Origin of the sequence: Leeuwenhoekiella sp. A16 (assembly GCF_047946675.1) — a bacterium.
Lineage (GTDB): Bacteria > Bacteroidota > Bacteroidia > Flavobacteriales > Flavobacteriaceae > Leeuwenhoekiella.
This window is the reverse complement of record NZ_CP172313.1, coordinates 2,052,223-2,074,658: the sequence shown is the minus strand read 5'-3', so window position 1 is coordinate 2,074,658 and position 22,436 is coordinate 2,052,223. Positions and strand designations below refer to the sequence as shown.

Here is a 22,436-nt window from a genome sequence, read left to right as displayed (position 1 = left end):
AAAAAACTAACCTTTAGATTATAAAAATCAGCTTTTTAATATAATTAATCGGTATAAATTTAAGGATTTAAAAATCAAAAAAAGAAGCTTAACTCAACATAGCGACTGCTCGTTCTAAAGCAGTTATAAAACTATCTATTTCTGCTTTAGTATTGTAAAAAGCAAAAGAAGCGCGCACCGTTCCCGGAATTTTATAATAATCCATTATTGGCTGTGCGCAATGGTGACCCGTGCGCACTGCAATACCTAATTTGTCGAGAATTGTACCAATATCATACGGATGAATAGAACCTACGTTGAAAGAAATGACCGCTGTTTTTTCTTTGGCTTCCCCATAAATTTTGAGGTTTTCTATCTGCTTCAGTTTTTCTGTAGCATAAATCAGCAACTCATGTTCATATTCTGCAATAGTATCAAAGCCGATACTATTCATATAATCTAAAGCTGCACCAAAGGCGATACCACCACAAATATTGGGTGTTCCTGCTTCAAATTTATGCGGTAAACCTGCATAAGTTGTTTTGGCGAAAGTCACCTGATCTATCATCTCGCCTCCACCCTGATATGGAGGAAGTTTAGTAAGCCATTCCTCCTTACCGTAAAGCATACCAACTCCTGTTGGGCCACACATTTTATGCGCTGAAGCAACATAAAAATCTACATCAAGATCCTGAACATCTGCTTTAATATGTGGTGCTGCCTGAGCCCCATCTATTAAAACGGCGCCACCTGCGGCATGTGTTTGTTTGATTATTTCTTTTATAGGATTGACCGTTCCCAGAGCGTTACTTACATGATTTACAAAAACAAGTTTTACTTTATCTGAAAGTAAGTCGCTAAAAGCATCCATATCAAGTTCCCCGCTGGGAAGCATAGGAACCACCTTCAATACTGCGCCACACTTTTCAGCAAGCATTTGCCATGGCACAATGTTAGAATGATGCTCCATTGCAGAAACAAGAATCTCATCTCCTTTCGCCAGCAGGTCTGCAAATCCCGATGCAACTATATTTATACTATGCGTCGTTCCTGAAGTAAGGATTACCTCATAAGGATGTTGTGCATTAAAATGCTTTTGCACTTTTTGTCGTGCCTGCTCATAAGCATCTGTAGCTTCCTGCGAAAGCGCGTGCACACCTCTGTGAATATTTGCGTTATAATTGCTATAATAATCAACGATTACATCAATAACCTGCTGCGGAGTTTGTGAAGTCGCAGCATTATCAAAATATACAAGTGGCTGGCCGTTAACTTCGCGCTTAAGAATAGGGAAATCCTTGCGAATACTCGCAACATCAAAAGTTTTATTTGCGGTAGCAATAGCCATAAATGATCTGTTTTTGGGCGATTTTATAGGGTTTGAGTCCGATTTTTAAACGTCGAAACCAATATTTACACCTATTTTGTCTGCTATAAGTTTTGTTATTCTGGCCTTTAATTGTGGAATTTTGACACTCTCTAAAACATTATTGGCAAAAGCGTACATCAACAACGCTCTTGCTTCTTTTTTTCCAATTCCGCGTGAGCGCATGTAGAATAAAGCAGTTTCATCAAGTTGGCCTATTGTACAACCATGTGAACAACGCACATCATCTGCAAAGATCTCTAGTTGAGGTTTTGAGTTGATGGTCGCTTTATCGCTAATAAGTATGTTATTATTAGCCTGATAAGCATTTGTTTTTTGAGCAATACGATCTACTATGATCTTACCATTAAATACACCTGTAGAACTTTCATCAAAAATACCTTTGTAATCCTGATGGCTTTCGCAGTTAGGTTGCTTGTGATGCACCAATGTATTGTGATCTACATGTTGCTTATCTTCTATGATCGTTACACCTTTTAAAATAGAATTGATATGCTCACCATTTTGATAATAGTTCAAGTTGTTTCTGGTCAATTTTCCTCCAAAGGAGAAGGTATGTACTGAAACTTCGCTATCATCATGTTGATCGATATGCGTATTGTCTATAAGTGAAGCGTTTGATTTATCGTTCTGAATCTTGTAATAATCAATATTTGCACGCTTGCCAGCGAAAATTTCAGTAACCGAGTTGGTCAATACAGCATTTTCAGTAAGGCTTTGGTGACGCTCAATTATTTGAACTTCGCTGTTTTCTTCAACCACAATTAGATTACGTGGTTGCAACATCAAACTAGCTTCGTTACCAGTTGCAAGATGAATAATCTGAATAGGTTTTTGAGCAGCTTTACTTTTAGGAATATATATGTATGCGCCTTCTTTCGCGAAAGCGGTATTTAAAGAAGTTAAACTGTCCTCAGGAGCTATTTTATTGAAATATACATCAATAACCGGCTTGAACTTTGATTTTGTCAAAGCAGAGCTCAGCAAGCAAATATCCATCCCGTCATGTGTAGTTTCAGAAAGGTATGAACTGTAAATACCATCTATAAAAACGATTTTATAAGAATCAATATCATGAAGAAAATACTTCTTCACATCATTAAACTCTATAGCATCTTCCTTTTTAGGAAAAAGACTATAATCATTTTTTAAAACACTGTTTAGCGAAGTATACTTCCAGGCTTCTTCCTTTTTTGTAGGAAAACCTTTTTCCTCAAAAGTTTTTATAGCCTTATCTCTTAAAGTATGAATATCTGTATCCATATCTAAGTTCTCCTGAAAAGCCAGGTAAGAGGAAAGTAATTTATCTTTTAAGTTCATACTCGTTAATTTAATGTTCAAGGTTTAATGTTATTTTTTAAACTTTGAACCTTTTAATTCTGAATTGTTGAGATAATTAATAAAACTTGAGATGCGCTTACTTATCGCTTCACATCTGCTTACTAAATCATCTAGTTCTTCTTTTGTTATATAATCCCAGTCATAAATTCTATAAAGCTGAGATCGCGTTTCTCCCGCAGACCCTTTAGCTATTGAAAGAAATTGCCGGAATTCAAGATTTCCATTTCGCTCAAACCCTTCAGCAATATTATCCATTACGCTGCCGGATGAAGCCATGATCTGGTCTCTAAGTTTAAAGTTGCTTTTGAGATCGGTTCTTTGAACAAGACCAATCACAAGTTTTGGAAGTTCTCGTGAATTTTGCCATACTTCTAAATCTTCAAACCTTTGTACAGTAGCCACTTTGAACCTTAAGCTTTAAACATTATCACTACGCCGTAAGCTCAGCTTTAACCCAGTCGTAACCTTTTTCTTCTAGTTCGTAAGCCAATTCTTTACCGCCAGATTTAACGATCTTACCATCTACCATCACATGAACAAAATCTGGCACGATATACTCAAGCAATCTTTGATAGTGTGTTATCACGATAACCGCATTTTCCGGAGTCTTTAATTTATTGACACCATTTGCTACAATACGCAAAGCATCAATATCAAGACCAGAATCTGTCTCGTCTAGAATAGCCAGCTTTGGCTCAAGCATCGCCATTTGAAAGATCTCGTTACGCTTTTTCTCTCCTCCGGAAAAACCTTCATTAAGAGAGCGCGATAAAAATTTACGATCTATCTCAAGTAATTCAGACTTTTCACGAATGAGTTTTAGCATTTCGCTGGCAGGCATATCTTCCAGACCTTTTGCCTTACGCGTCTCATTTATTGCTGTCTTGATAAAATTAGTAACTGAAACTCCAGGGATTTCCACAGGGTATTGAAAAGAAAGAAAAACGCCTTTGTGTGCTCTTTCTTCAGCATCTAATTCTAATATAGATTCTCCTTCAAGAAAGATATCGCCCATTGTAACGGCATACTCTTCCTTACCCGCTATTACAGATGATAAAGTACTTTTTCCTGAACCGTTAGGACCCATGATAGCATGAACTTCTCCTGCGTTTACTTTTAGGTTGATACCTTTAAGAATCTTCTTACCTTCTATTCCTGCTTTTAAATCTTTTACTTCTAACATAGTATAAATGCTTATCCCGCTAAGCGGCATCTGTTTTAATCTTCTTTTTTATATTCTACTTCTACACCCTGATCTTTTTTAGGATGCATAACAGCGATGATCTCTTTAATAGCAACAATGCTATCCCATCCCTGTTGTCCTGCCGGTTTTGGTGTTATTACAGCCTTAACTATAACCGGCACCATATCGTAATCGCTGTTCTTATAACCTGCAGTCTGATGTACTAATTTCTTAGCCATTTCATCCTGTTTTACACCATAAATAAAACTATCTCCTTTTATAACAGCAGCTTCATCTGTGTATATGAACTCACCATCAATTCTTTTTTCATCTTCATTTTTACAACTCAAAAAAGCTGTAATTAACAATGTAGCACATATAATTTTAAGCGCCTTCTTCATTTAACCAACTGAACCTTCAAGAGAAATTTCTAATAATTTTTGAGCTTCAACTGCAAATTCCATTGGCAATTTATTTAGCACTTCTTTACTAAAACCATTAACAATCAACGCGATCGCCTTCTCAGTATCAATACCGCGCTGATTACAATAAAATATCTGGTCTTCACCTATTTTACTTGTGGTAGCCTCATGCTCAACTCTGGCTGATTTATTTTTTGCCTCGATATAGGGAAAAGTATGTGCACCACATTCATTCCCCATTAATAGAGAATCACATTGCGAAAAGTTACGTGCATTCTCTGCCCTGCTGTTAATCTGAACTAAACCTCGATAGCTGTTTTGAGATTTTCCTGCTGAAATACCTTTAGATATAATTGTGCTTCGGGTGTTTTTACCCAAATGAATCATCTTTGTCCCTGTATCTGCCTGCTGAAAGTTATTTGTAACAGCGATAGAATAAAACTCACCTATTGAGTTATCACCTTTAAGCACACAGCTAGGATATTTCCAGGTTACTGCGCTTCCGGTTTCTACTTGTGTCCACGAGATTTTTGCGTTTTTCTCACAAAGCCCTCTTTTGGTTACAAAATTATAAACCCCACCTTTTCCTTCGGCATTACCAGGATACCAGTTCTGTACTGTAGAATATTTTATTTCTGCATCATCTAGCGCGATTAATTCTACCACTGCAGCATGCAATTGGTTTTCATCACGTGATGGCGCTGTACAACCTTCAAGATAACTCACATAACTACCTGCGTCTGCAACAACCAGCGTACGCTCAAATTGACCTGTTCCCGCCTGATTAATACGAAAATATGTTGATAATTCCATAGGGCATCTTACACCTTTTGGAATATAACAAAATGAACCATCGCTAAATACAGCAGAGTTTAATGCTGCATAAAAGTTATCCCTCTGTGGAACCACAGAACCGAGATATTTCTTAACTAACTCCGGGTGATTTTTTATTGCCTCAGAGATCGAGCAGAAAATAATTCCTTTTTCACCCAGCGTCTTTTTAAAAGTTGTCGCCACAGAAACAGAATCCATCACAACATCTACAGCAACACCAGCTAATTTCTTTTGCTCATCTATAGAGATACCAAGTCTTTTAAAAGTGTCCAGCAATTCAGGATCTACCTCATCAAGACTGTCATATTTGGGTTTTTTAGAAGGAGCAGAGTAATATGATATATTTTGAAAATTAGGCTTTTCATAATGCACATTAGCCCATTCTGGCTCTTTCATAGTTTGCCAGTGGCGAAAAGCTTCAAGCCTCCACTCTGTCATCCATTCAGGCTCTTCTTTTTTCAAAGAGATTGCCCTTACTATATCTTCGTTTAGACCTACAGGAAACGTATCAGATTCTATATCTGTATAGAAACCGTACTTATATTCTTTAGTAGCTAATTCTTTCTGTAAATCTTCTTCTGTATAAGCCATATGTAAAATTATATTTCTGATCAAAAAATTATTGATCAGACTTAATTAATGGTTTAAAAAATTTTAAAGTGAGAAACTCTCACCGCATCCGCACGTGCGCTGAGCATTAGGATTATTAAAAACAAATCCCTTCCCGTTAAGACCACCGCTAAATTCTAAGGTTGTGCCTATTAGATAGAGAAAACTACGTTTATCTACGATTAGCTTTATATCATTGTCTTCAAAGAGTTTATCTTCTTCAGCAGCTTGTTTATCAAATTTTAATTCATAAGATAAACCAGAGCAACCGCCACTCTTAACACCTACTCTCACATAGTCTACGGTAGCATCATAACCATCCTCACTCATAAGGACAGCTATCCTTTTTTTTGCGTCTTCACTTACTTTAATCATAATGCATTTAAATTATCGGCAAATATACCAAATAAGTAGGGTTTTACCACCCTTCCTTACATTAAACTATCTTATAGTTTGATAGCTTAAGAATATTACGGCATTAGCCAATCATAGAAGCAATCTATACATCTGGCATTTTCATTTTTGAATCGCATTCTGTCTTGTTTCTATAAATCAGCTTAACTTTGCACCCAAATAAAAGATATGTTTGAAAATAAAGATCAATCACGTACTTCACTTAGTGAATTAGGAGAGTTTGGCTTAATAGATCACCTGACCAAAAATTTTACTAATAAGCACAAAACCACTATTAAGGGAATTGGCGATGATGCCGCTGTCTTAGAACATAGTGAAAAACAAATCGTTGTAACGAGCGATCTCTTAGTAGAAGGCGTACATTTTGATCTTAGCTTCATGCCTTTAAAGCATCTGGGTTACAAAGCAATTATGGTAAACCTGTCTGATGTTTATGCCATGAATGCTGAAGCTACTCAGGTGATAGTTTCGATCGCTGTTTCAAACAGATTTCCGCTTGAGGCACTTGAAGAGCTTTACGCAGGAATAGAACTAGCAGCCGGAATTTACAATATTGATGTAGTAGGCGGAGATACAACATCTAGCACGACCGGACTTCTCATTAGCGTGACAGCTATAGGTACTGCGGCTCCTGAAAAAATTGTGAGGAGAGACGGAGCGAAAGTGGGTGACTTACTTGTTGTGTCTGGTGATTTAGGCGGGGCATATATGGGCTTGCAAATCTTAAACAGAGAAAAAGAGGTCTATAAAGTAAATCCTAATGCGCAGCCAGATCTGGAACCTTACGCATATCTTATAGAGCGCCAGTTAAAACCTGAAGCGCGTAAAGATATTATTGAATTACTCGAGAAATTAGAAGTTCAACCTACTTCTATGATCGATATAAGTGACGGACTTTCTTCTGAAATTATACATCTATGCAAACAATCACAAATAGGTTGCAGATTGTATGAAGAAAAGATACCTCTAGACCCGCAATTAATTAGCGCGTGTGAAGAATTTAATCTTGACAGCACAACGGTCGCTTTAAGCGGCGGTGAGGATTATGAGCTGCTTTTTACTATACCACAAACAGACTTTGAAAAGATAAAGGCTAATCCACATCTTTCTATTATTGGTCACATGGTAGACGAAAAAGAAGGTATGGATCTAGTAACACGAGGAAACACACTTGTTCCTATAGTCGCCCGAGGGTGGAATGCGCTAAAAGATGAAGATTAGGCGTGTTGACGCTCCTGTCTCTTAATGTAGAACTTTTCCATAATCTCGTTTATATTTCTCAGTTTAGAAGTTAGAGGAGTTAAAGTGCCTTCATCATCTAATGTAAACTGGCTTTTGCAATTACAGCACTCGTACTCACGATGATTAGATTTGTATTGCTTTATAAGCTTGTACTTATGGCCAAATAAACGACAAGTTAATTTGTGTGAAGGGGTGTTTGTGTGGTTCAATTGTTTGATCATGATTTAGGGATAACTTATTATTGAAAATTAAATTTAATAAGAAAATCCGATAAAAGAACATAAAATCAGTTTAAAAGCGTTAAAAATCTAAAATTTAACATAATTCAGTTAAAAATCCGCTTAATTTTGAACGATTTTTCCTATAAAATACCCGATTTTAATATTCTGCGATCAACCATTTCAACATTTGTACACAGTCATTCACATTCTCTATCTGCGACATATGCCCTCCCTCAACACGTTTTACCTCGACATTAAAGTCACTAAATTCGATATATAAATTCTCTGCATTAAGCAGCGTATCCTGAGACCCGAGCAACATCCCTTTCTTCATTTTAGAATTCTTCCAAAAATCTGAAAGATCTTCGCGATTCATCATTCCCTGTTGACCTGCAATGTAACCGGCTAATGGAGTTTGTAAAGCTTCCTGTTTTGTAATTAGAATTTTATCTCTAAACCTGGAATTACTCTCTTGAGAAAATAAATTAGCCACAGACATACTTACCAGAGCAACGTAATTTTTTGCAGCAACCTTGACACCATGAGCACGTAATTTTTTACGTTCTGGAGTATCCCCGTGCGGAGTAGAATTTAGCAGCAAAACACCATTTGCCATAGCGGGATATGCTTTCGCGAAAGCTAAAGCTACATAACCACCCATAGAATGACCAGCGAGAAAAACACTTTTTACCTGAAGTGTTTCTAAAAGCAAATGAATCGCCTCTGCTATGACATGCATAGAATTCACCCCATCAAGAACCTCACTTTGCCCATGCCCGGGAAGATCTAAAAGTATAAAACGATTAGAAGGCATAAAATGTGTAATAATATCATTCCACATTTTGTGATTTTCCAGAAACCCGTGTAACAAAACAGTTACAGGCCCTGAACCTTTATCTTCATAAAATAGTTGTTTTCCCTTATAGGCTAATATCATTTTATCTTATCTTTTCTGCTTCGAAAGATACTTGTTGTACATGAAACTTACCAAAGAAACCTACATTACCGCTTTTGCGCTTTTCTCACTCTTCTTTGGAGCCGGCAACCTTATTTTGCCGCCTCTATTGGGTTACAGCGCGGGCGAGAACTGGATCTGGGTTACTTTAGGTTTTGCAACTTCAGCAGTTATTATACCAATTCTGGGTATTGTGGCTCATGCACGCCTACAAGGCACGATGCTTGATTTTGGTAACAAAGTACATCCTGTCTTTAGTCTTATTTATTGCATTATTGTTTATCTAATCTCGATCTCATTACCAGCACCGCGCACAGCTTCTGTCACCTATGAAATGGGCGTTCAGCCTTATCTTGAATGGAGCTCACTCACATTTAGCGCTCTATACTTTGGGCTGGTTTTACTTTTTGTTCTAAATCGATCTAAACTTTTAAATATAATAGGTAAGTATTTAACTCCGTTTTTAATAATGATCCTTGTCATGATTATAGGCGTAGCGGCAGTTGGCGGTTCACCTGCCAGATCTATCGAGCCCCTTAAAAGCACCTTTACAGGGGGAGTTCTGGAAGGGTACCAAACCTTTGATGCCATTGGCGCCGTGGTCGTGGGTGCAGTTGTTATTATTTCGCTCAACTTAAAGAATTATACAGATTATGCGCATAAGAGAAAACTGATCGCTCAAGGCGGAATCTTGGCAGGACTCGCACTTTTTTGTATTTACGCAGGGCTTATTTATGCAGGAGCAATTTACAGTGCCGAACCCACCTTAAACACACGTACAGAATTACTTTCATTTATAAGTTATGACACCTTAGGTTCTGGCGGAAGAATCATGCTTTCTGCACTTATTGGTTTGGCATGCTTTACAACTGCTGTTGGTATTGTAACGGGAACAGCAGATTTTGTAAGAGGGCTTTTTAAAGGCTCTCATAAAGCGTATGTAATCACAGCTATTTTAGGCTGCTTGTTGGGTGTGGCTGTGGGGCAGTTTAAAGTAGATTTTATTATCGCTATTGCCGTACCAGCTTTATACTTCATTTACCCTGTCACTATAATTTTAATAATATTAAATGTACTACCCCAAAGAATAACTTCTCATTGGGTTTTTAAAATTGTGGTTATTACCACCATAATTTTTAGTATACCAGATTTTCTGGTAAGTTTAGGTTTAAATCAATTGGAAACAATTAAAAATTTGATGCCACTAGGCACTTATGGCATGGGATGGACACTACCTGCCCTATTGGCCTTATTACTGGCTAATATTGCAATAGAATATGGCATATTACCCACTGAAAATCAGAATGATAAACTCGTATAAGTGACCAAAAATCGGCATTTATGCTGAAAAAACGGGTCATTTTGCTAAAAATCCGCACATCAATAAAAGAAGACACTTCGTCGAAAAGTTTTCTATTTTTTCTGATTTTTTAATGCTGGCTTCCAAATTTTTATACCTTTCTGGTTCCCAATTGTTAACTTATTCCAAAGTCAACCCTCTATTATTTATAATATTGTTAAATTTCCCTCCATATTAGTACTTAAATCTATTTTAACTCTAAAAAATGATCTCTGAAATGAATTAAAGGAAATAGCGTCCACCTTCTTCAAACCTGCATTATTTTCTAACTAAAATTCATCTAAAAACTAATCTAATATTAAACACATGAGGATATTTATCGCGATGTTGTTAATAACCGTAGCAACGCACGCCCAAGAATTTAACAAATGGTCAATAGAACCCGAAGTAGGGGTAACCAAATTAAGAGATTTACGCCCTATGGAATTTTACAATGCAGATTTTGGCGTTAGGTATATGTTTAACCCCTTATTTGGAGCTAAACTTAGTGTAAATTATACTGAAATTACAGAATTCACTTATCAGTCTGCAACTTTGATGGGAGTTGCTAATGTAGGACGCGTTTTAAAATTTGAATCATTTTTAAAACCATATACAATTTTAGCTGGTATTGGAGGTAATTATTCCTATTCCTCGGAAGATGATTTTCAACAAGCAACTCACCGCGTGTCTAATTTTCAACTAGCAGCCTTTGTAGATAATGAGGTTAAGATTACTAACCGCTTTTTTTTGCGAGCAGGCATTGATTTTATAACCGGTGTGAATTCACGTCCGCAAGGAGACTACCCGGATACCAAAACTACCACCATTATTAATTTTAATTTAGGCGCAACTTTCGTTTTAGGCAAATCGGGTACAGAACATGCCGATTTCTACATAGCACCACCGGTAAATGATACAATTTACCTCAAACCTACTATAATAGACAGCACCAAAACTATTATACAGGAAGTTGCAACCACTGATTCTATTGCTGGTAATGCAAATATCAATGAGCATGTTTTCTTTAAATATGACTCGTTCACTTTCATAAATGGAACTCAGGCGTTTAATGCGATCAAAAAAATAGCAGATCAATTAACCGACGGTAAATCTATACGCGTATCTGGCTATGCGTCTCCTGAAAACGGCACAGGTAATCCTAATTACAATAGAGAACTGGCGTTAAAACGCATCAATCTTGTAGTCGATTATTTATTAAGTCTGGGAGTAGATTCTAACCAAATAACTATCGATAATCAAGGTGAGATAGACACTAAAGATTCTAATAATATTGAACTTTCCAGAAGGGTAGATCTCATAATAGAATAGTACTCATTTCACTACATTTAGAAAAGGTTCAGATAGATAAATCTGAGCCTTTTCTTTTTCTAGCTAATGCTTCAGTCTTTAGTAGACATAAAAAAGCCTCAACATAAGTTGAGGCTTTGTACCCCGGGCGGGAATCGAACCCGCACTCGTAAGAACTGGGTTTTGAATCCAGCGAATTTGTTGCCAAATTATATCAATTAACTTCATAATTAACTGTTTATATGATATTTAATATTTTATGGTATCATCTCATATGCTTTAAAATCATAATTTGTTGTACCTATGTTGTACCAAAAATGATTATCTTTATGTCTCAATATTTTAGAATATGGCCTCAAATGCAAAAATCGTTCTCAGAAAAAAACCTAATAGCAAAGGGCTTTATCCATTAGCCGTTAGAATTACAAAAAACCGACGCTCCAATTATCACTATATAGGCCACTACATCGAACTAAAGTATTGGGATGCAAAGAACATTCGAGTAAAGAAATCACATCCAAATTCCTTAAGGCTTAATGGCCTGCTTACTACAAAACTTAGTGAAGCCAATAAGACATTAATTGATTTACAATCTGAAAAGAAAGACATATCTGCCAATCAAATTAAAGATAGGCTCTATGCACCAACTAAATCCATTAGCTTCTTTGAGGTAGCAGATGAATTCTTAAATGAATTGGAAACGAACAAAAAACTGGCACGTCATTCCGCAGATAAAGCCCGTGTGAATCACGTACTGGGTTTTGCAAAATCCAGACAACTTACGTTTCAAGAAATTGATGAACAATTTCTAAGGAAATTCAGAAGTTATTTAATGAGTACTCGAAAAGTTTCTGAAAGGTCAATAGTAAATAATCTTGTAGTTATCAGAACTATCTATAACAGGGCAATTAAGATGGGAATCGTAGATAAAAAGCTCTATCCGTTTGGTTCCGATAAAATACGTATAAAATTCCCTGAAACTGAAAAAGTTGGACTCACTAAAGACGAAATAATAGCATTGGAAAATGTTGAGAATCTTACTGATAATGAGAAACACGCAAGAAATGTCTGGCTTTTTAGTTTCTACTTTGCTGGCATACGAACTGCTGATGTCTTAAAAATTCGCTGGTCAGCTATTTATGATGGACGACTTCACTATCGAATGGACAAAAATTCTAAATTGCTGTCCCTTAAAATTCCTGACAAGGCGTATTCTACTCTTGAGTGTTATCGCTCTGAAAAGAAGAACGATGAAGATTTTGTTTTTCCAGAAATGAAAAAAGCCAATCTCAAAGACCCTAAAGATGTTTATGCTAAAACCAAAACATCAAATAAAAAATTCAACAAATATTTGAAGCAAGTTGCATCAAAAGCTGAAATATCCAAAAAGGTTACTATGCATATTGCCAGACACAGTTTTGGTCAAATTTCAGAGGATAAGATTCCAATTAAAATGCTTCAAAAATTATATAGGCATTCATCCGTTACTACAACAATAAAATACCAAGCTAACTTCATCCACAAAGATGCTGATGATGCGTTGGATAGCGTAGTCAATTTTTAGAATTAAAAACAGTTTACCTAAACTGACAAAAGTCATAAAATACCCTGTACATCAAAGCTAATTTTGTCCTGTAATATTAAAACAACAGGTATGACAGCTTTAGCAAGATTAAAAAAAGATTTTACAGAAAATGTAATGGGATATTCCGCATTAGGCATCGTGTTATCTACGTGTCTGGGGTCTATCGCAATTTTCCAAATACTTAATTTTGGTCACGGACTATTTAATATGGCACTTGTCCTTGTATGCGTGAGCATCTGTACAATGCACAACTCCGCTATACTGACGGTACAAAAGCCAGCTTTTATTTTCAAGCTTTTAATGGCAAGCACTATTATAAATAGTCTTGTAATCCTAACGAGCCTTTTTATATGAAACGTGACACCTTTTTAGTTTCAAAATACAACGTTCCAGGCCCACGATATACAAGCTATCCCACAGTCCCGTATTGGGATGGGGATAGCTTTTCGGTTTCAGGCTGGAAAGAGAGTTTGATACAGGGATTACGCTTTCGCGAAAGCGGAAAACGACCAAGTATCAGCTTGTACATACACCTTCCATTTTGTGAGAGTATGTGTACGTTTTGTGGATGTACCAAGCGCATCACAAAAAATCATTTGGTTGAAAAGCCATATATTCAAGCATTGCTGAAGGAATTGAGAATGTATGCGGAAATTATTGGTCATAAACCATTGATTCAGCAATTACATCTTGGCGGTGGTACACCCACGTTCTTTTCTGCTGAAAATTTGGAAGACCTATTAATTGGGATTTTTGAGATTGCAGATATGGCTGAAGAAGTTGAATTTAGTTTTGAAGGCCATCCCAACAATACCACTCGTGAACACCTCAAAATGTTCAACCGCAACGGATTTACCAGAGTTTGTTACGGCGTACAGGATTATAACGAGACGGTTCAAAAGGCCATTAATCGTATTCAGCCTTTTGAAAATGTAGAACGTGCTACGGTTGATGCTCGTGCAACTGGATTTACATCTGTAGGCCACGATATTATATTTGGGCTTCCGTTTCAAACACAAGATGATGTGATAAATACCGTCAATAAAACCATAGAATTGATGCCAGACCGCATCGCGTTTTACAGCTATGCACACGTGCCGTGGATAAAAGGAAATGGTCAGCGTGGTTATAGTGAAGAACATTTGCCATCGCCAAAACAGAAACGGCTTCAATATGAAATAGGTAAAAAAATGCTGTTGCAGGCAGGCTATGTAGAAATTGGGATGGACCATTTTGCGCTAAAAACGGACGCACTTTACTATGCACAACAATGCGGCAACATCCACCGTAATTTTATGGGCTATACTTCCTCGAAGACTGATGTTATGATTGGTCTGGGCGTATCTGCCATAGGCGATAGCTGGTATGGCTTTGCACAGAATGTGAAGACTTTAGAGGAATATTATGAGCTGTTGCGCAAAGATCTACTACCTGTAATGCGTGGTCATATTCTTAATGAAGAGGACCTCATTATCCGCAAACACATTTTAAATCTAATGTGCAATTTTGAGACTTCTTGGAAAGAAGAAGAAATGAGCGTTCTAGAAATTGAAGAAATTTTGAAAAAACTTTCAGAAATGGAAATTGATGGCTTGATTGAAATTTCAGAAAACCACCTTAAAGTAGCTGAAGCCGGTAAACCTTACGTGCGCAATGTATGCCTACCTTTTGACTTGCGCTTACAGCGCAAAAAGCCACAGACAAAATTGTTTTCAATGACTGTTTAAAATATAAAAAGTTCATTGCTCAGAAAGCCCGTTTTGAATATAGGTTATTCTTGCGGGCTTTCTATTTACGCTTTTCAATATCTTCCTTGCGTATGCGCTCATTACGACGTTTACGGTCTTTTGCTTTTCTTATTTTATAAATTAAAAATACCGCAATAGCCACAACTACAATCCCATAAAGACTGTAAGCTATCCAGCCATCAGTCCAACGACCTATATCTTGAAGTAGTAATATATTTAGTTTCATATAGATAGATTTTTTGATTCATTGTTTTCAATGTTAGTGTCGTTTACGTCGTCTCTTACGTTATTGGTTCCGCGAGAAAGGCTATAAATTACTGCCACGAGGATAATACATACCACGACAAAAACACCGATGATTATAGTTCCTAATCCCCAATTGACTAATGGTAATAAAAGTGTGTTCATACTATTGTGTTTTTAAAGTTAGTTTTCATCAATAACAGGAATGCTTTGCTGAGACCTGTTCAACCGCTACCATTTCTGAAGGCGAGATGTAGGGTATGCCCAATCCCAAACCTCTCAAAATAAACAGAACGCCTACAACAACCACAAACACGGGTATAGCTTTTAAAATGCGTTGCTTGAGCGTTGTATTTAAAAAATTGCCCAGATAGGTAGCCGTTGTCATTAATGGGATTGTGCCCAATCCAAAAAACACCATATATAGGCCGCCTTGCCACGCATTACCTGCTGCTACACTTCCAAAAACTGCCATATAGACCAATCCACAAGGCAAGAAACCATTTAAAAAACCAATGGTAAAAAGACTATCCATAGATTTTCGCTTGAGCTCTGCACCCAAAGCACTCTTAACTTTCCCGACCCATTTGTACATAAATTTTGAGCCATTGTATCTACTGAAAATTTTTGATGGCAAAAGAATTGCCAAAATCATCAGTACCCCAATACCGATAGAGATATGTTGCTGGAAACCAAATACGTCCAACCGTCTTCCCAAAAACCCAAACAACAACCCAATGGTGCCGTACGTGAGCAATCTACCTGCGTGATAGCTCAATATTTGCAACACTCGTTTTACCGGATTGCTTCTATCTACCGGAAGCAGAAAGGCAATAGGGCCACACATTCCCACACAATGGAAACTGCCCAACAATCCGAATATGAGTGCCGTGATTAACATTTTTTAATAGGTTATCTGTTTTTTGAAGCGATAAGTTTTCCCTTCGTATTCCCAATCTATGGTAATGTTCCATCGACCGTCCAACAAGCGGTTGTCAGGTATGAGCAAATTAGGATCTGTGAGTTCCAGCGGAATTTCAAAATCCAGTTGCCTGTTAGACGGTCTATATAGGAACACTTTTCCTTTTATTTTTTCTGGCGCATAACCTTCAGGAAACTGAAGCAAATAGCCCATATCGTTCTTTATCCCTGTAATCTGTTTTTCCATTGCGGCGGTGTTTTGTTGTGCATAAATATCGTCTTGCAATTCCATTTCTTTTTGATAATAGCCTTCGGTTACCAAGTCGTGATTCAGGTTATTTTCAGTACTCATTCTATACACTAAAAACAGAATGAATCCTACAAAAAGTGCCATTGCTACAACTAGTCCCGTTCCCCAATTAATCTTCATAGCTTTCGGTTTTTAGTTTCTAAAAATCGTTTTTCTTTAACCTCATTTATTTCCTCGACCATTAGTTTTGCTTTGCACGAAACATTACCACCTGGTTGTCCATTTTTGCAGCCATTACAGCATTCTTTGTTGGGTTGGTTTTTCATATATGTTTGTCTTAATTCCACTATTTAAAAAAAAATTACTTATAACTTCTTGGTCCAAGAAATGCTGTTCTGGTGGTTTCTATCTGTTCATCGCCACTGTATACACCTATAACCACTTTATCTTTATCGCCACTCAATGCACTTGCATTCAATTCTACAAATAATGTTCCTTCGGCAAGATCGCCTGCCGGTACGGTAAACGTTTCGTGACTCACAACGCTTATCCTTCCTTTATGGGAGAGTAACTTAAAAGTGATGTTTTCAATATTATTGTTCGTTTTATTGACCAGTTTATAGGTATATACATTACTTATAATGTTATCTGCTTTACGCTCGTACAACTGTCCTGGTAATCGTAAAATATCTGCTTCTACATCGTTACGCAGGAAAAGCATTCCAACCAGTACTGCCGTAAGAATACCCAATAATATTGTATATCCTTTGAATCTTGGTGTAAATTCAAACTTGGTCTTTTTCTCAATGTTTTCTTCACTGGCATAGCGTATTAAACCTTTTGGTAAATTAACAGCTTCCATCATACTATTGCAGGCATCTATGCAGGCGGTACAGTTTACACATTCCAATTGCGTACCATTACGTATGTCAATTCCTGTGGGACACACTTGCACGCATTGAAAACAATCTATGCAATCACCTTTTCCTGTTGCAGCACGGTTTTCTTTTTTGTTGAATTTGGCCCTACCTTCTTCTTTTTCGCCTCGCTTATGGTCGTAAGCCACGACCACAGATTTATTGTCGAGCAATACGCCTTGCAATCTTCCATAAGGACAGACGATGATACAAACCTGCTCTCTAAACCACGCGAACACAAAATAGAATACCCCTGTAAAAATAATGAGTGAAATGAGCGTGCTTTTATGTTCCATTGGCCCATCTATTATGTATCGCATCAAGCGGTCGCTACCTATGAGATAAGCCAAAAATATATTGGCTATTAAAAATGAAATCACAAAAAATACAAACCATTTTAAAGAACGTTTTAGGATTTTTTCAAGGTTCCACGGCATTTTAGCCAATCGCATTTGTTTGCCTCGGTCGCCATCTATCCAATATTCAATTCTGCGAAAAACCATTTCCATAAAAATAGTTTGCGGACACACCCAACCACAGAACAAACGTCCAAAGGCCACTGTAAACACTATAACAAAGGCCACGCCCACAAGCATCATCATTACAAAAATGTAAAAATCCTGTGGCCAAAACGGAAAGCCAAAAATATTGAACCGTCTTTCCATCACATTAAAAAGCAAAAACTGATGCCCATTAATTTTTACAAAAGGTGCAGCAAATAAAAAAACAAGTAGCACATAACTCACATACTTACGGTATTCATACCATTTGCCCACAGGCATTTTAGGAAATACCCAAGCGCGTTTCCCTTCTTCATTGAGCGTGCCAATGGTATCCCTGAAATTATCTTGCCCTTGTTCTGCCATTAGTTTGCGTAGTTCCCAATTTTAAAAACCATTAATCCCGCTATGTTTTTACCACGTTGTTTTGCTTCTGTAGCTATTTTTCCTATAAAAAGTTCATCAACAGTTTCATTCCAAAGTGTTAACCATTGGTTGAAATGTTTTTCGCTCATTTCGGTTTTTTGGCTCAATTTTATGTGGGTATCCATTGGGTTCCCTTTAAAACTCATTTTGCCCAACAATACTGTTTCCCAAAAGCTGTACATTTTTGGTAAATGTGTTGTCCAATCCACAGTTGCGACATCGGTAAAAATGAAACCAATAGTTTGGTCTGCCCTTACTTTATCGTAAAAATTGTTTACGAGCAATTCAATATCGGTCCTATCTTTTATATCTTCCATTTTAAAATGATTGTGTTTTGATTTCGCTTAAAGTGAAATATAATTTGCTATTCATTCAAAAACAATAAAAAGATTGCATCATTCCAAGCAACAACACTGTGTTTTACATTCATTGGAATGTCATAACTTTCATAACAGGCAAACCGTTTGCTCTCGGTTTTGGTATTGAAATCTATCTCACCTTTTATAACCAATAATCGCGCTTTGCAAGGTGCAACGTGTTCTGCCAATTCAACACCGCGTTTTAATCCTATGGCCATTATCTTTGTTCCGTTCTCGTCGTGTATTTTCTTGATAACGGGATGGTTGCTCAACTTTAAATTTTCCGCTAATTCGGTCATCATCATTTTAAGTTTATTTTTTGTGAATTAATTGATACTATCCTTCACCACATTTCCGGTAACAGGTTGGTCTTCTATAATAATCTGAATTTTTGTGCTGTCAATTATTTTAACCTGAACGTCTTCCACAGGGGCATTTTCATCCAGCCATATCTCTCCTTCTGGTTCCTTGGCATCTGCAGGATTTGTGCCGTGCAAGCTTAATACGTAACTGGCAACTTGCGCCATTTCCGAAGGCTTAAGGTCAGATTTCCAAGAAACCATTCCTTTTCCAGCACGGCCTCCTTCAGAAATTGTTTTGAATACATTCTTGATACCGCCTCCAAGAATCCAATGGTCATCAGTTAGGTTTGGTCCTATACCGCCAGCTCCACCAACTTTGTGACACGCAATACAGTTGCCCGTAAAAATGGTTTCGCCAGCTTTCAAATCGCTCGCATCAACCAATAACTCTACCGTATTAAAATCGACCAAATCCTTGGCTGTCTTTTTGTATTCTTCTATTTCTATTTTGGCTTCGGCAACGGCTATTTTATATTCTTCTTCTTGACTTGCTCCGTCAAAGATGTGATAACGCGCCATATAGACCACTGCAAAAATGATGGTTGCATAGAAGCCATATACCCACCAGGGTGGCAGTTTATTATCCAGCTCGCGTATACCGTCATAATTATGGTCTAGTACAATTTCGCCTTCTTGTTCAATAGGTTTGCTCCCTAATAATTTTTTATAGGTATCCTTGAACCATTTGAATTGATTTGCTTTTTCAAAAGCACGTTTGTCGTCAAATTTTACTTTATCTTCTGCTTTTAGGGTACGATAAAGAACACTTTCCAGGGCAATAACACAAATTTCGACTGCGGAATAGGCCAATATTATAAATCCTAAAAAAGCCCATAACCACGGTTGTTCGGTAAAAGCTGATGTATCGCCTTCAGACCCAATCCAATTCAGAAAAAAATAGCCTACCACCCCAAAGCCCAATATTCTTAATATAGCTGCTGTCTTCATAGGAATACGTCGTTTTCGTTACTATCAGATTCTAATGGAATGTTGCTCACTTCTTCGATATGTGATTTCTTGGCGGTAAATACCCACCAAAAAAGCACCAAAAAAAAGATGAAGAAAATGAGCAGGGAAATCATAGGGTAGATTTCTACACCTTCTATATTTTCCAAGTTGCCTTTTATATATTTCAACATAACTATTGGTTTTTGTTAGCGGTTACTTCTTCTACAGTTTTAATTTTGATATCCGTTCCCAAACGTTGCAGGTACGAAATGAGCGCCACTACTTCACGGTCGCGCATTTCAATAAAATCCTCACCGTTTTCCTTGGCGTACTTCTTATCTGTTTCATAGGTTGTCACAAAATCTGGGTCGGCATACAGGTTTTTCTCAATTTGCGTCCCTTGCTCATCCATCCATTGCTGTGCGCGTTCTATTTCTTCTTTTGTATAAGGCACACCGAGTGTAACCATTGCTTCCATCTTATCTTCGGTCTGGGATTTATCAAGTTTATTATTAATAAGCCATTTGTAGGACGGCATTATAGAACCAGAACTTGTGCTCTGTGGGTCATAGAAATGGTTTAAGTGCCAATTGTCACTATATTTCTGGCCCACACGGTGCAAATCTGGTCCGGTCCGTTTACTTCCCCAGAGAAATGGATGGTCATAGACAAATTCCCCAGATTTTGAATACTCGCCATAACGTTCCACTTCACTTCGAAAAGGTCTAACCATTTGTGAGTGACAGGATACACAACCTTCACGTATGTAAATATCTCTCCCTTCCAACTCTAATGGCGTATAAGGTTTTACGGTTGAAATGACCGGAACATATTCATCTACCATCAAAGAAGGGATAATCTGCACGATACCGCCAATTAAAATTGCGATTGTAGCATAAATAGTCATTTTTACCGGGCGTCTTTCCAGCCACTCGTGCCATCCCTCCTTTACGGTTCGGTCTTTAGTAACACGCTGTAAGGGTGCAGCTTCGGCAAGTTCGTCGGTTACTTTGCTACCTTGCCGTACCGTCATAATTACATTATATAACATTATGAACGATCCCACGATAAATAAACTACCACCTATGGCACGCATCCAGTACATTGGTATGATTTCGTTTAATGTTTCCAAGAAATTTCCGTAGGTCAACGTTCCATCTGGATTAAATTGTTTCCACATAGAAGCTTGCACAAACCCAGCAACGTACATTGGCAAAGCATACATAATAATACCGAGTGTTCCTACCCAAAAATGGGCATTTGCCAATTTTATTGACCATAATTTGGTCTTGAACAGTCTTGGCACGAGATAATAAATCATACCAAAGGTTAAAAACCCATTCCAGCCCAATGCGCCTACGTGAACGTGTGCAATGATCCAGTCGCTAAAATGCGCAATGGCATTTACGTTTTTAAGTGACAGCATAGGCCCTTCAAAAGTTGCCATACCATAGCAGGTAATCGCCACGACCATAAATTTAAGAACAGGATCTGTACGCACTTTATCCCACGCACCACGCAAGGTTAACAGTCCGTTAATCATTCCACCCCAAGATGGTGCAAGAAGCATTATGGAAAATGCAACCCCTAAATTCTGTGCCCAATCCGGCAACGAAGAATATAACAAGTGGTGAGGTCCTGCCCAGATGTAAATAAAAATAAGTGACCAAAAGTGTACAATGGATAGTTTGTATGAATAGACAGGTCTATTGGCTGCTTTTGGGACAAAATAATACATTAAACCAAGAAATGGTGTGGTCAAGAAAAAAGCCACAGCATTATGCCCATACCACCATTGAACGAGTGCATCTTGTACGCCAGCATACACCGAGTAACTTTTTAATGCCGAAATAGGAAGTTCGATACTGTTTACGATATGCAGCACAGCAACGGTTACAAATGTTCCCAAATAAAACCATATGGCAACATATAAATGGCGTTGTCTTCTTTTGAGGATTGTACCAATAAGGTTTGCACCAAACGCAACCCAAATTAACGCGATGGCAATATCAAATGGCCATTCCAATTCGGCATATTCTTTTGAAGTGGTATAACCCAACGGTAATGTAATTGCAGCACCAACAATAATGGCTTGCCAACCCCAAAAGTTGAGGTTGCTCAACCAATCTTTCCACATACGAGCTTTTAGCAATCGCTGTGTGGAATAATAAACACCTGCAAAGATGGCATTTCCGACAAAGGCAAAAATAACAGCATTAGTGTGTAGGGGACGCAAACGCCCAAAGCTTAACCACGAAATCCCATCGGTTACGTTAGGGAATAAAAACATAAAGGCGAGCAAGAGTCCCACGCTCATACCGATTATGCCCCAAAATATCGTGGCATTTACAAACTTTTTTACGATTTTATTATCGTAGTAAAATTGTTCTGTTTGCATAATTTATTGGTTACTGGTTTGAATTATTTCTTTCTTATCGGATTTACTTATTTCTTTTTTTGGCTTGACGATTTCGTCTTCAAAAAGCATCCGCACAGATGGGGTATAGGTATCGTCATATTGTCCTTTCTTAACTGAATAGACAAATGCGATAAAAAATATAATAGCGACGATGACGCTAACAGTAATCAATACATAAATGATACTCATACCTACCTGAATTATGGTGTAAATTTACTTGGATGAACTTGGGTAAAAGATGACTTTTGTCAGTTATGGAAAATATATTTGAACCATCAAACCATTACGTACATCCCTAAAATTCCTACTGTTTTATTTGCTTCGGCAAGTGTTTCAACATCAACAATATTATTACTGACTGAAAGGCGTTCCAAGGATTTCAACCTAATTTTGAGACGCTCATATTCACTTTTAAAATAATCCTTCATAATTACGCATTGTGTGCAATGGCTCATTTCATATTTTTTCTTAAGTTGAAATAAATGTTGCGATACCAACGTGATTTCCTGTTTCATTGTAAC

Annotated in this window: 25 protein-coding genes; 5 read left to right on the top strand and 20 right to left on the bottom strand. The window is 37.4% G+C overall.

Annotated elements, in window-relative coordinates:
• Window positions 1–88: 88 nt before the first annotated feature.
• The 7 genes from ACH3O9_RS08965 to ACH3O9_RS08935 form a co-directional block, all read right to left on the bottom strand.
• The gene (locus ACH3O9_RS08965) at window positions 89–1,327 is read right to left on the bottom strand and encodes an aminotransferase class V-fold PLP-dependent enzyme (protein ID WP_416446439.1); all 1,239 of its coding nucleotides are present in this window, start codon (window positions 1,325–1,327) and stop codon (window positions 89–91) included.
• Between the two features lie 45 nt (window positions 1,328–1,372).
• Window positions 1,373–2,686, bottom strand: coding sequence for a Fe-S cluster assembly protein SufD (sufD, locus tag ACH3O9_RS08960; protein WP_416446437.1), 1,314 nt, complete (start codon window positions 2,684–2,686; stop codon window positions 1,373–1,375).
• Between the two features lie 30 nt (window positions 2,687–2,716).
• Complete coding sequence (locus tag ACH3O9_RS08955) at window positions 2,717–3,109, bottom strand: four helix bundle protein (RefSeq protein WP_416446435.1); 393 nt, start codon at window positions 3,107–3,109, stop codon at window positions 2,717–2,719.
• Window positions 3,110–3,137: 28 nt separating this feature from the next.
• Window positions 3,138–3,890 carry a Fe-S cluster assembly ATPase SufC gene (sufC, locus tag ACH3O9_RS08950; RefSeq protein ID WP_416446433.1) on the bottom strand — a complete coding sequence of 251 codons (753 nt, stop codon included), beginning with the start codon at window positions 3,888–3,890 and terminating at the stop codon, window positions 3,138–3,140.
• 35 nt (window positions 3,891–3,925) lie between these two features.
• Window positions 3,926–4,240 carry a hypothetical protein gene (locus tag ACH3O9_RS08945; RefSeq protein ID WP_416446431.1) on the bottom strand — a complete coding sequence of 105 codons (315 nt, stop codon included), beginning with the start codon at window positions 4,238–4,240 and terminating at the stop codon, window positions 3,926–3,928.
• A 51-nt stretch (window positions 4,241–4,291) separates the two neighbouring features.
• Window positions 4,292–5,737, bottom strand: coding sequence for a Fe-S cluster assembly protein SufB (gene sufB / locus ACH3O9_RS08940; protein ID WP_416446429.1), 1,446 nt, complete (start codon window positions 5,735–5,737; stop codon window positions 4,292–4,294).
• A gap of 63 nt (window positions 5,738–5,800) precedes the next feature.
• On the bottom strand, window positions 5,801–6,130 hold the full coding sequence (locus ACH3O9_RS08935; RefSeq protein ID WP_416446427.1) for a HesB/IscA family protein: 330 nt from the start codon (window positions 6,128–6,130) through the stop codon (window positions 5,801–5,803).
• A gap of 207 nt (window positions 6,131–6,337) precedes the next feature.
• On the opposite strand from ACH3O9_RS08935, the gene thiL reads away from it, so the two are divergent.
• A complete protein-coding gene (gene thiL, locus ACH3O9_RS08930) occupies window positions 6,338–7,390 on the top strand; it encodes a thiamine-phosphate kinase (RefSeq protein ID WP_416446425.1) in 1,053 nt (350 codons plus the stop codon).
• On the opposite strand, the gene ACH3O9_RS08925 is transcribed toward thiL, so the two are convergent.
• Window positions 7,387–7,632 carry a hypothetical protein gene (locus ACH3O9_RS08925; protein WP_416446423.1) on the bottom strand — a complete coding sequence of 82 codons (246 nt, stop codon included), beginning with the start codon at window positions 7,630–7,632 and terminating at the stop codon, window positions 7,387–7,389. The two genes, thiL and ACH3O9_RS08925, sit on opposite strands and share 4 nt — an antisense overlap.
• A gap of 157 nt (window positions 7,633–7,789) precedes the next feature.
• On the bottom strand, window positions 7,790–8,569 hold the full coding sequence (locus ACH3O9_RS08920; RefSeq protein WP_416446421.1) for an alpha/beta hydrolase: 780 nt from the start codon (window positions 8,567–8,569) through the stop codon (window positions 7,790–7,792).
• A 40-nt stretch (window positions 8,570–8,609) separates the two neighbouring features.
• Here ACH3O9_RS08920 and brnQ point away from each other — a divergent pair, with 40 nt between their 5' ends.
• The 4 genes from brnQ to hemN all read left to right on the top strand — a co-directional run bounded on the left by brnQ (window position 8,610) and on the right by hemN (window position 14,549).
• On the top strand, window positions 8,610–9,908 hold the full coding sequence (brnQ, locus tag ACH3O9_RS08915; protein ID WP_416446419.1) for a branched-chain amino acid transport system II carrier protein: 1,299 nt from the start codon (window positions 8,610–8,612) through the stop codon (window positions 9,906–9,908).
• A gap of 345 nt (window positions 9,909–10,253) precedes the next feature.
• Window positions 10,254–11,258, top strand: coding sequence for an OmpA family protein (locus ACH3O9_RS08910; RefSeq protein ID WP_416446417.1), 1,005 nt, complete (start codon window positions 10,254–10,256; stop codon window positions 11,256–11,258).
• 328 nt (window positions 11,259–11,586) lie between these two features.
• A complete protein-coding gene (locus ACH3O9_RS08905) occupies window positions 11,587–12,801 on the top strand; it encodes a phage integrase SAM-like domain-containing protein (RefSeq protein WP_416446415.1) in 1,215 nt (404 codons plus the stop codon).
• A 371-nt stretch (window positions 12,802–13,172) separates the two neighbouring features.
• Window positions 13,173–14,549, top strand: a complete 1,377-nt coding sequence (gene hemN / locus ACH3O9_RS08900; protein WP_416446413.1) for an oxygen-independent coproporphyrinogen III oxidase — start codon at window positions 13,173–13,175, stop codon at window positions 14,547–14,549.
• A gap of 61 nt (window positions 14,550–14,610) precedes the next feature.
• On the opposite strand, the gene ACH3O9_RS08895 is transcribed toward hemN, so the two are convergent.
• The 11 genes from ACH3O9_RS08895 to ACH3O9_RS08845 form a co-directional block, all read right to left on the bottom strand.
• Complete coding sequence (locus ACH3O9_RS08895) at window positions 14,611–14,796, bottom strand: hypothetical protein (protein ID WP_416446411.1); 186 nt, start codon at window positions 14,794–14,796, stop codon at window positions 14,611–14,613.
• Window positions 14,797–15,006: 210 nt separating this feature from the next.
• A complete protein-coding gene (locus tag ACH3O9_RS08890) occupies window positions 15,007–15,714 on the bottom strand; it encodes a sulfite exporter TauE/SafE family protein (protein WP_416446409.1) in 708 nt (235 codons plus the stop codon).
• A gap of 3 nt (window positions 15,715–15,717) precedes the next feature.
• Window positions 15,718–16,164, bottom strand: a complete 447-nt coding sequence (locus ACH3O9_RS08885) for a FixH family protein (RefSeq protein ID WP_416446407.1) — start codon at window positions 16,162–16,164, stop codon at window positions 15,718–15,720.
• Between the two features lie 181 nt (window positions 16,165–16,345).
• A complete protein-coding gene (gene ccoG, locus ACH3O9_RS08880) occupies window positions 16,346–17,767 on the bottom strand; it encodes a cytochrome c oxidase accessory protein CcoG (RefSeq protein WP_416446405.1) in 1,422 nt (473 codons plus the stop codon).
• Window positions 17,767–18,144: a group III truncated hemoglobin gene (locus tag ACH3O9_RS08875; protein WP_416446403.1), complete on the bottom strand. Its 378-nt coding sequence runs from the start codon at window positions 18,142–18,144 to the stop codon at window positions 17,767–17,769. Before ACH3O9_RS08875 ends, ccoG begins: the two co-directional genes overlap by 1 nt.
• Window positions 18,145–18,191: 47 nt before the next feature.
• Window positions 18,192–18,491 carry a hypothetical protein gene (locus tag ACH3O9_RS08870; RefSeq protein WP_416446401.1) on the bottom strand — a complete coding sequence of 100 codons (300 nt, stop codon included), beginning with the start codon at window positions 18,489–18,491 and terminating at the stop codon, window positions 18,192–18,194.
• A 21-nt stretch (window positions 18,492–18,512) separates the two neighbouring features.
• The gene (locus tag ACH3O9_RS08865; protein WP_416446399.1) at window positions 18,513–19,496 is read right to left on the bottom strand and encodes a cbb3-type cytochrome c oxidase N-terminal domain-containing protein; all 984 of its coding nucleotides are present in this window, start codon (window positions 19,494–19,496) and stop codon (window positions 18,513–18,515) included.
• Window positions 19,493–19,687, bottom strand: a complete 195-nt coding sequence (locus ACH3O9_RS08860; protein WP_416446397.1) for a CcoQ/FixQ family Cbb3-type cytochrome c oxidase assembly chaperone — start codon at window positions 19,685–19,687, stop codon at window positions 19,493–19,495. Before ACH3O9_RS08860 ends, ACH3O9_RS08865 begins: the two co-directional genes overlap by 4 nt.
• 2 nt (window positions 19,688–19,689) lie before the next feature.
• A complete protein-coding gene (gene ccoN, locus ACH3O9_RS08855) occupies window positions 19,690–21,894 on the bottom strand; it encodes a cytochrome-c oxidase, cbb3-type subunit I (protein WP_416446395.1) in 2,205 nt (734 codons plus the stop codon).
• A gap of 3 nt (window positions 21,895–21,897) precedes the next feature.
• Complete coding sequence (ccoS, locus tag ACH3O9_RS08850; protein WP_416446393.1) at window positions 21,898–22,104, bottom strand: cbb3-type cytochrome oxidase assembly protein CcoS; 207 nt, start codon at window positions 22,102–22,104, stop codon at window positions 21,898–21,900.
• A gap of 86 nt (window positions 22,105–22,190) precedes the next feature.
• Window positions 22,191–22,430 carry a hypothetical protein gene (locus ACH3O9_RS08845; protein WP_416446391.1) on the bottom strand — a complete coding sequence of 80 codons (240 nt, stop codon included), beginning with the start codon at window positions 22,428–22,430 and terminating at the stop codon, window positions 22,191–22,193.
• Between the last annotated feature and the right edge of the window lie 6 nt (window positions 22,431–22,436).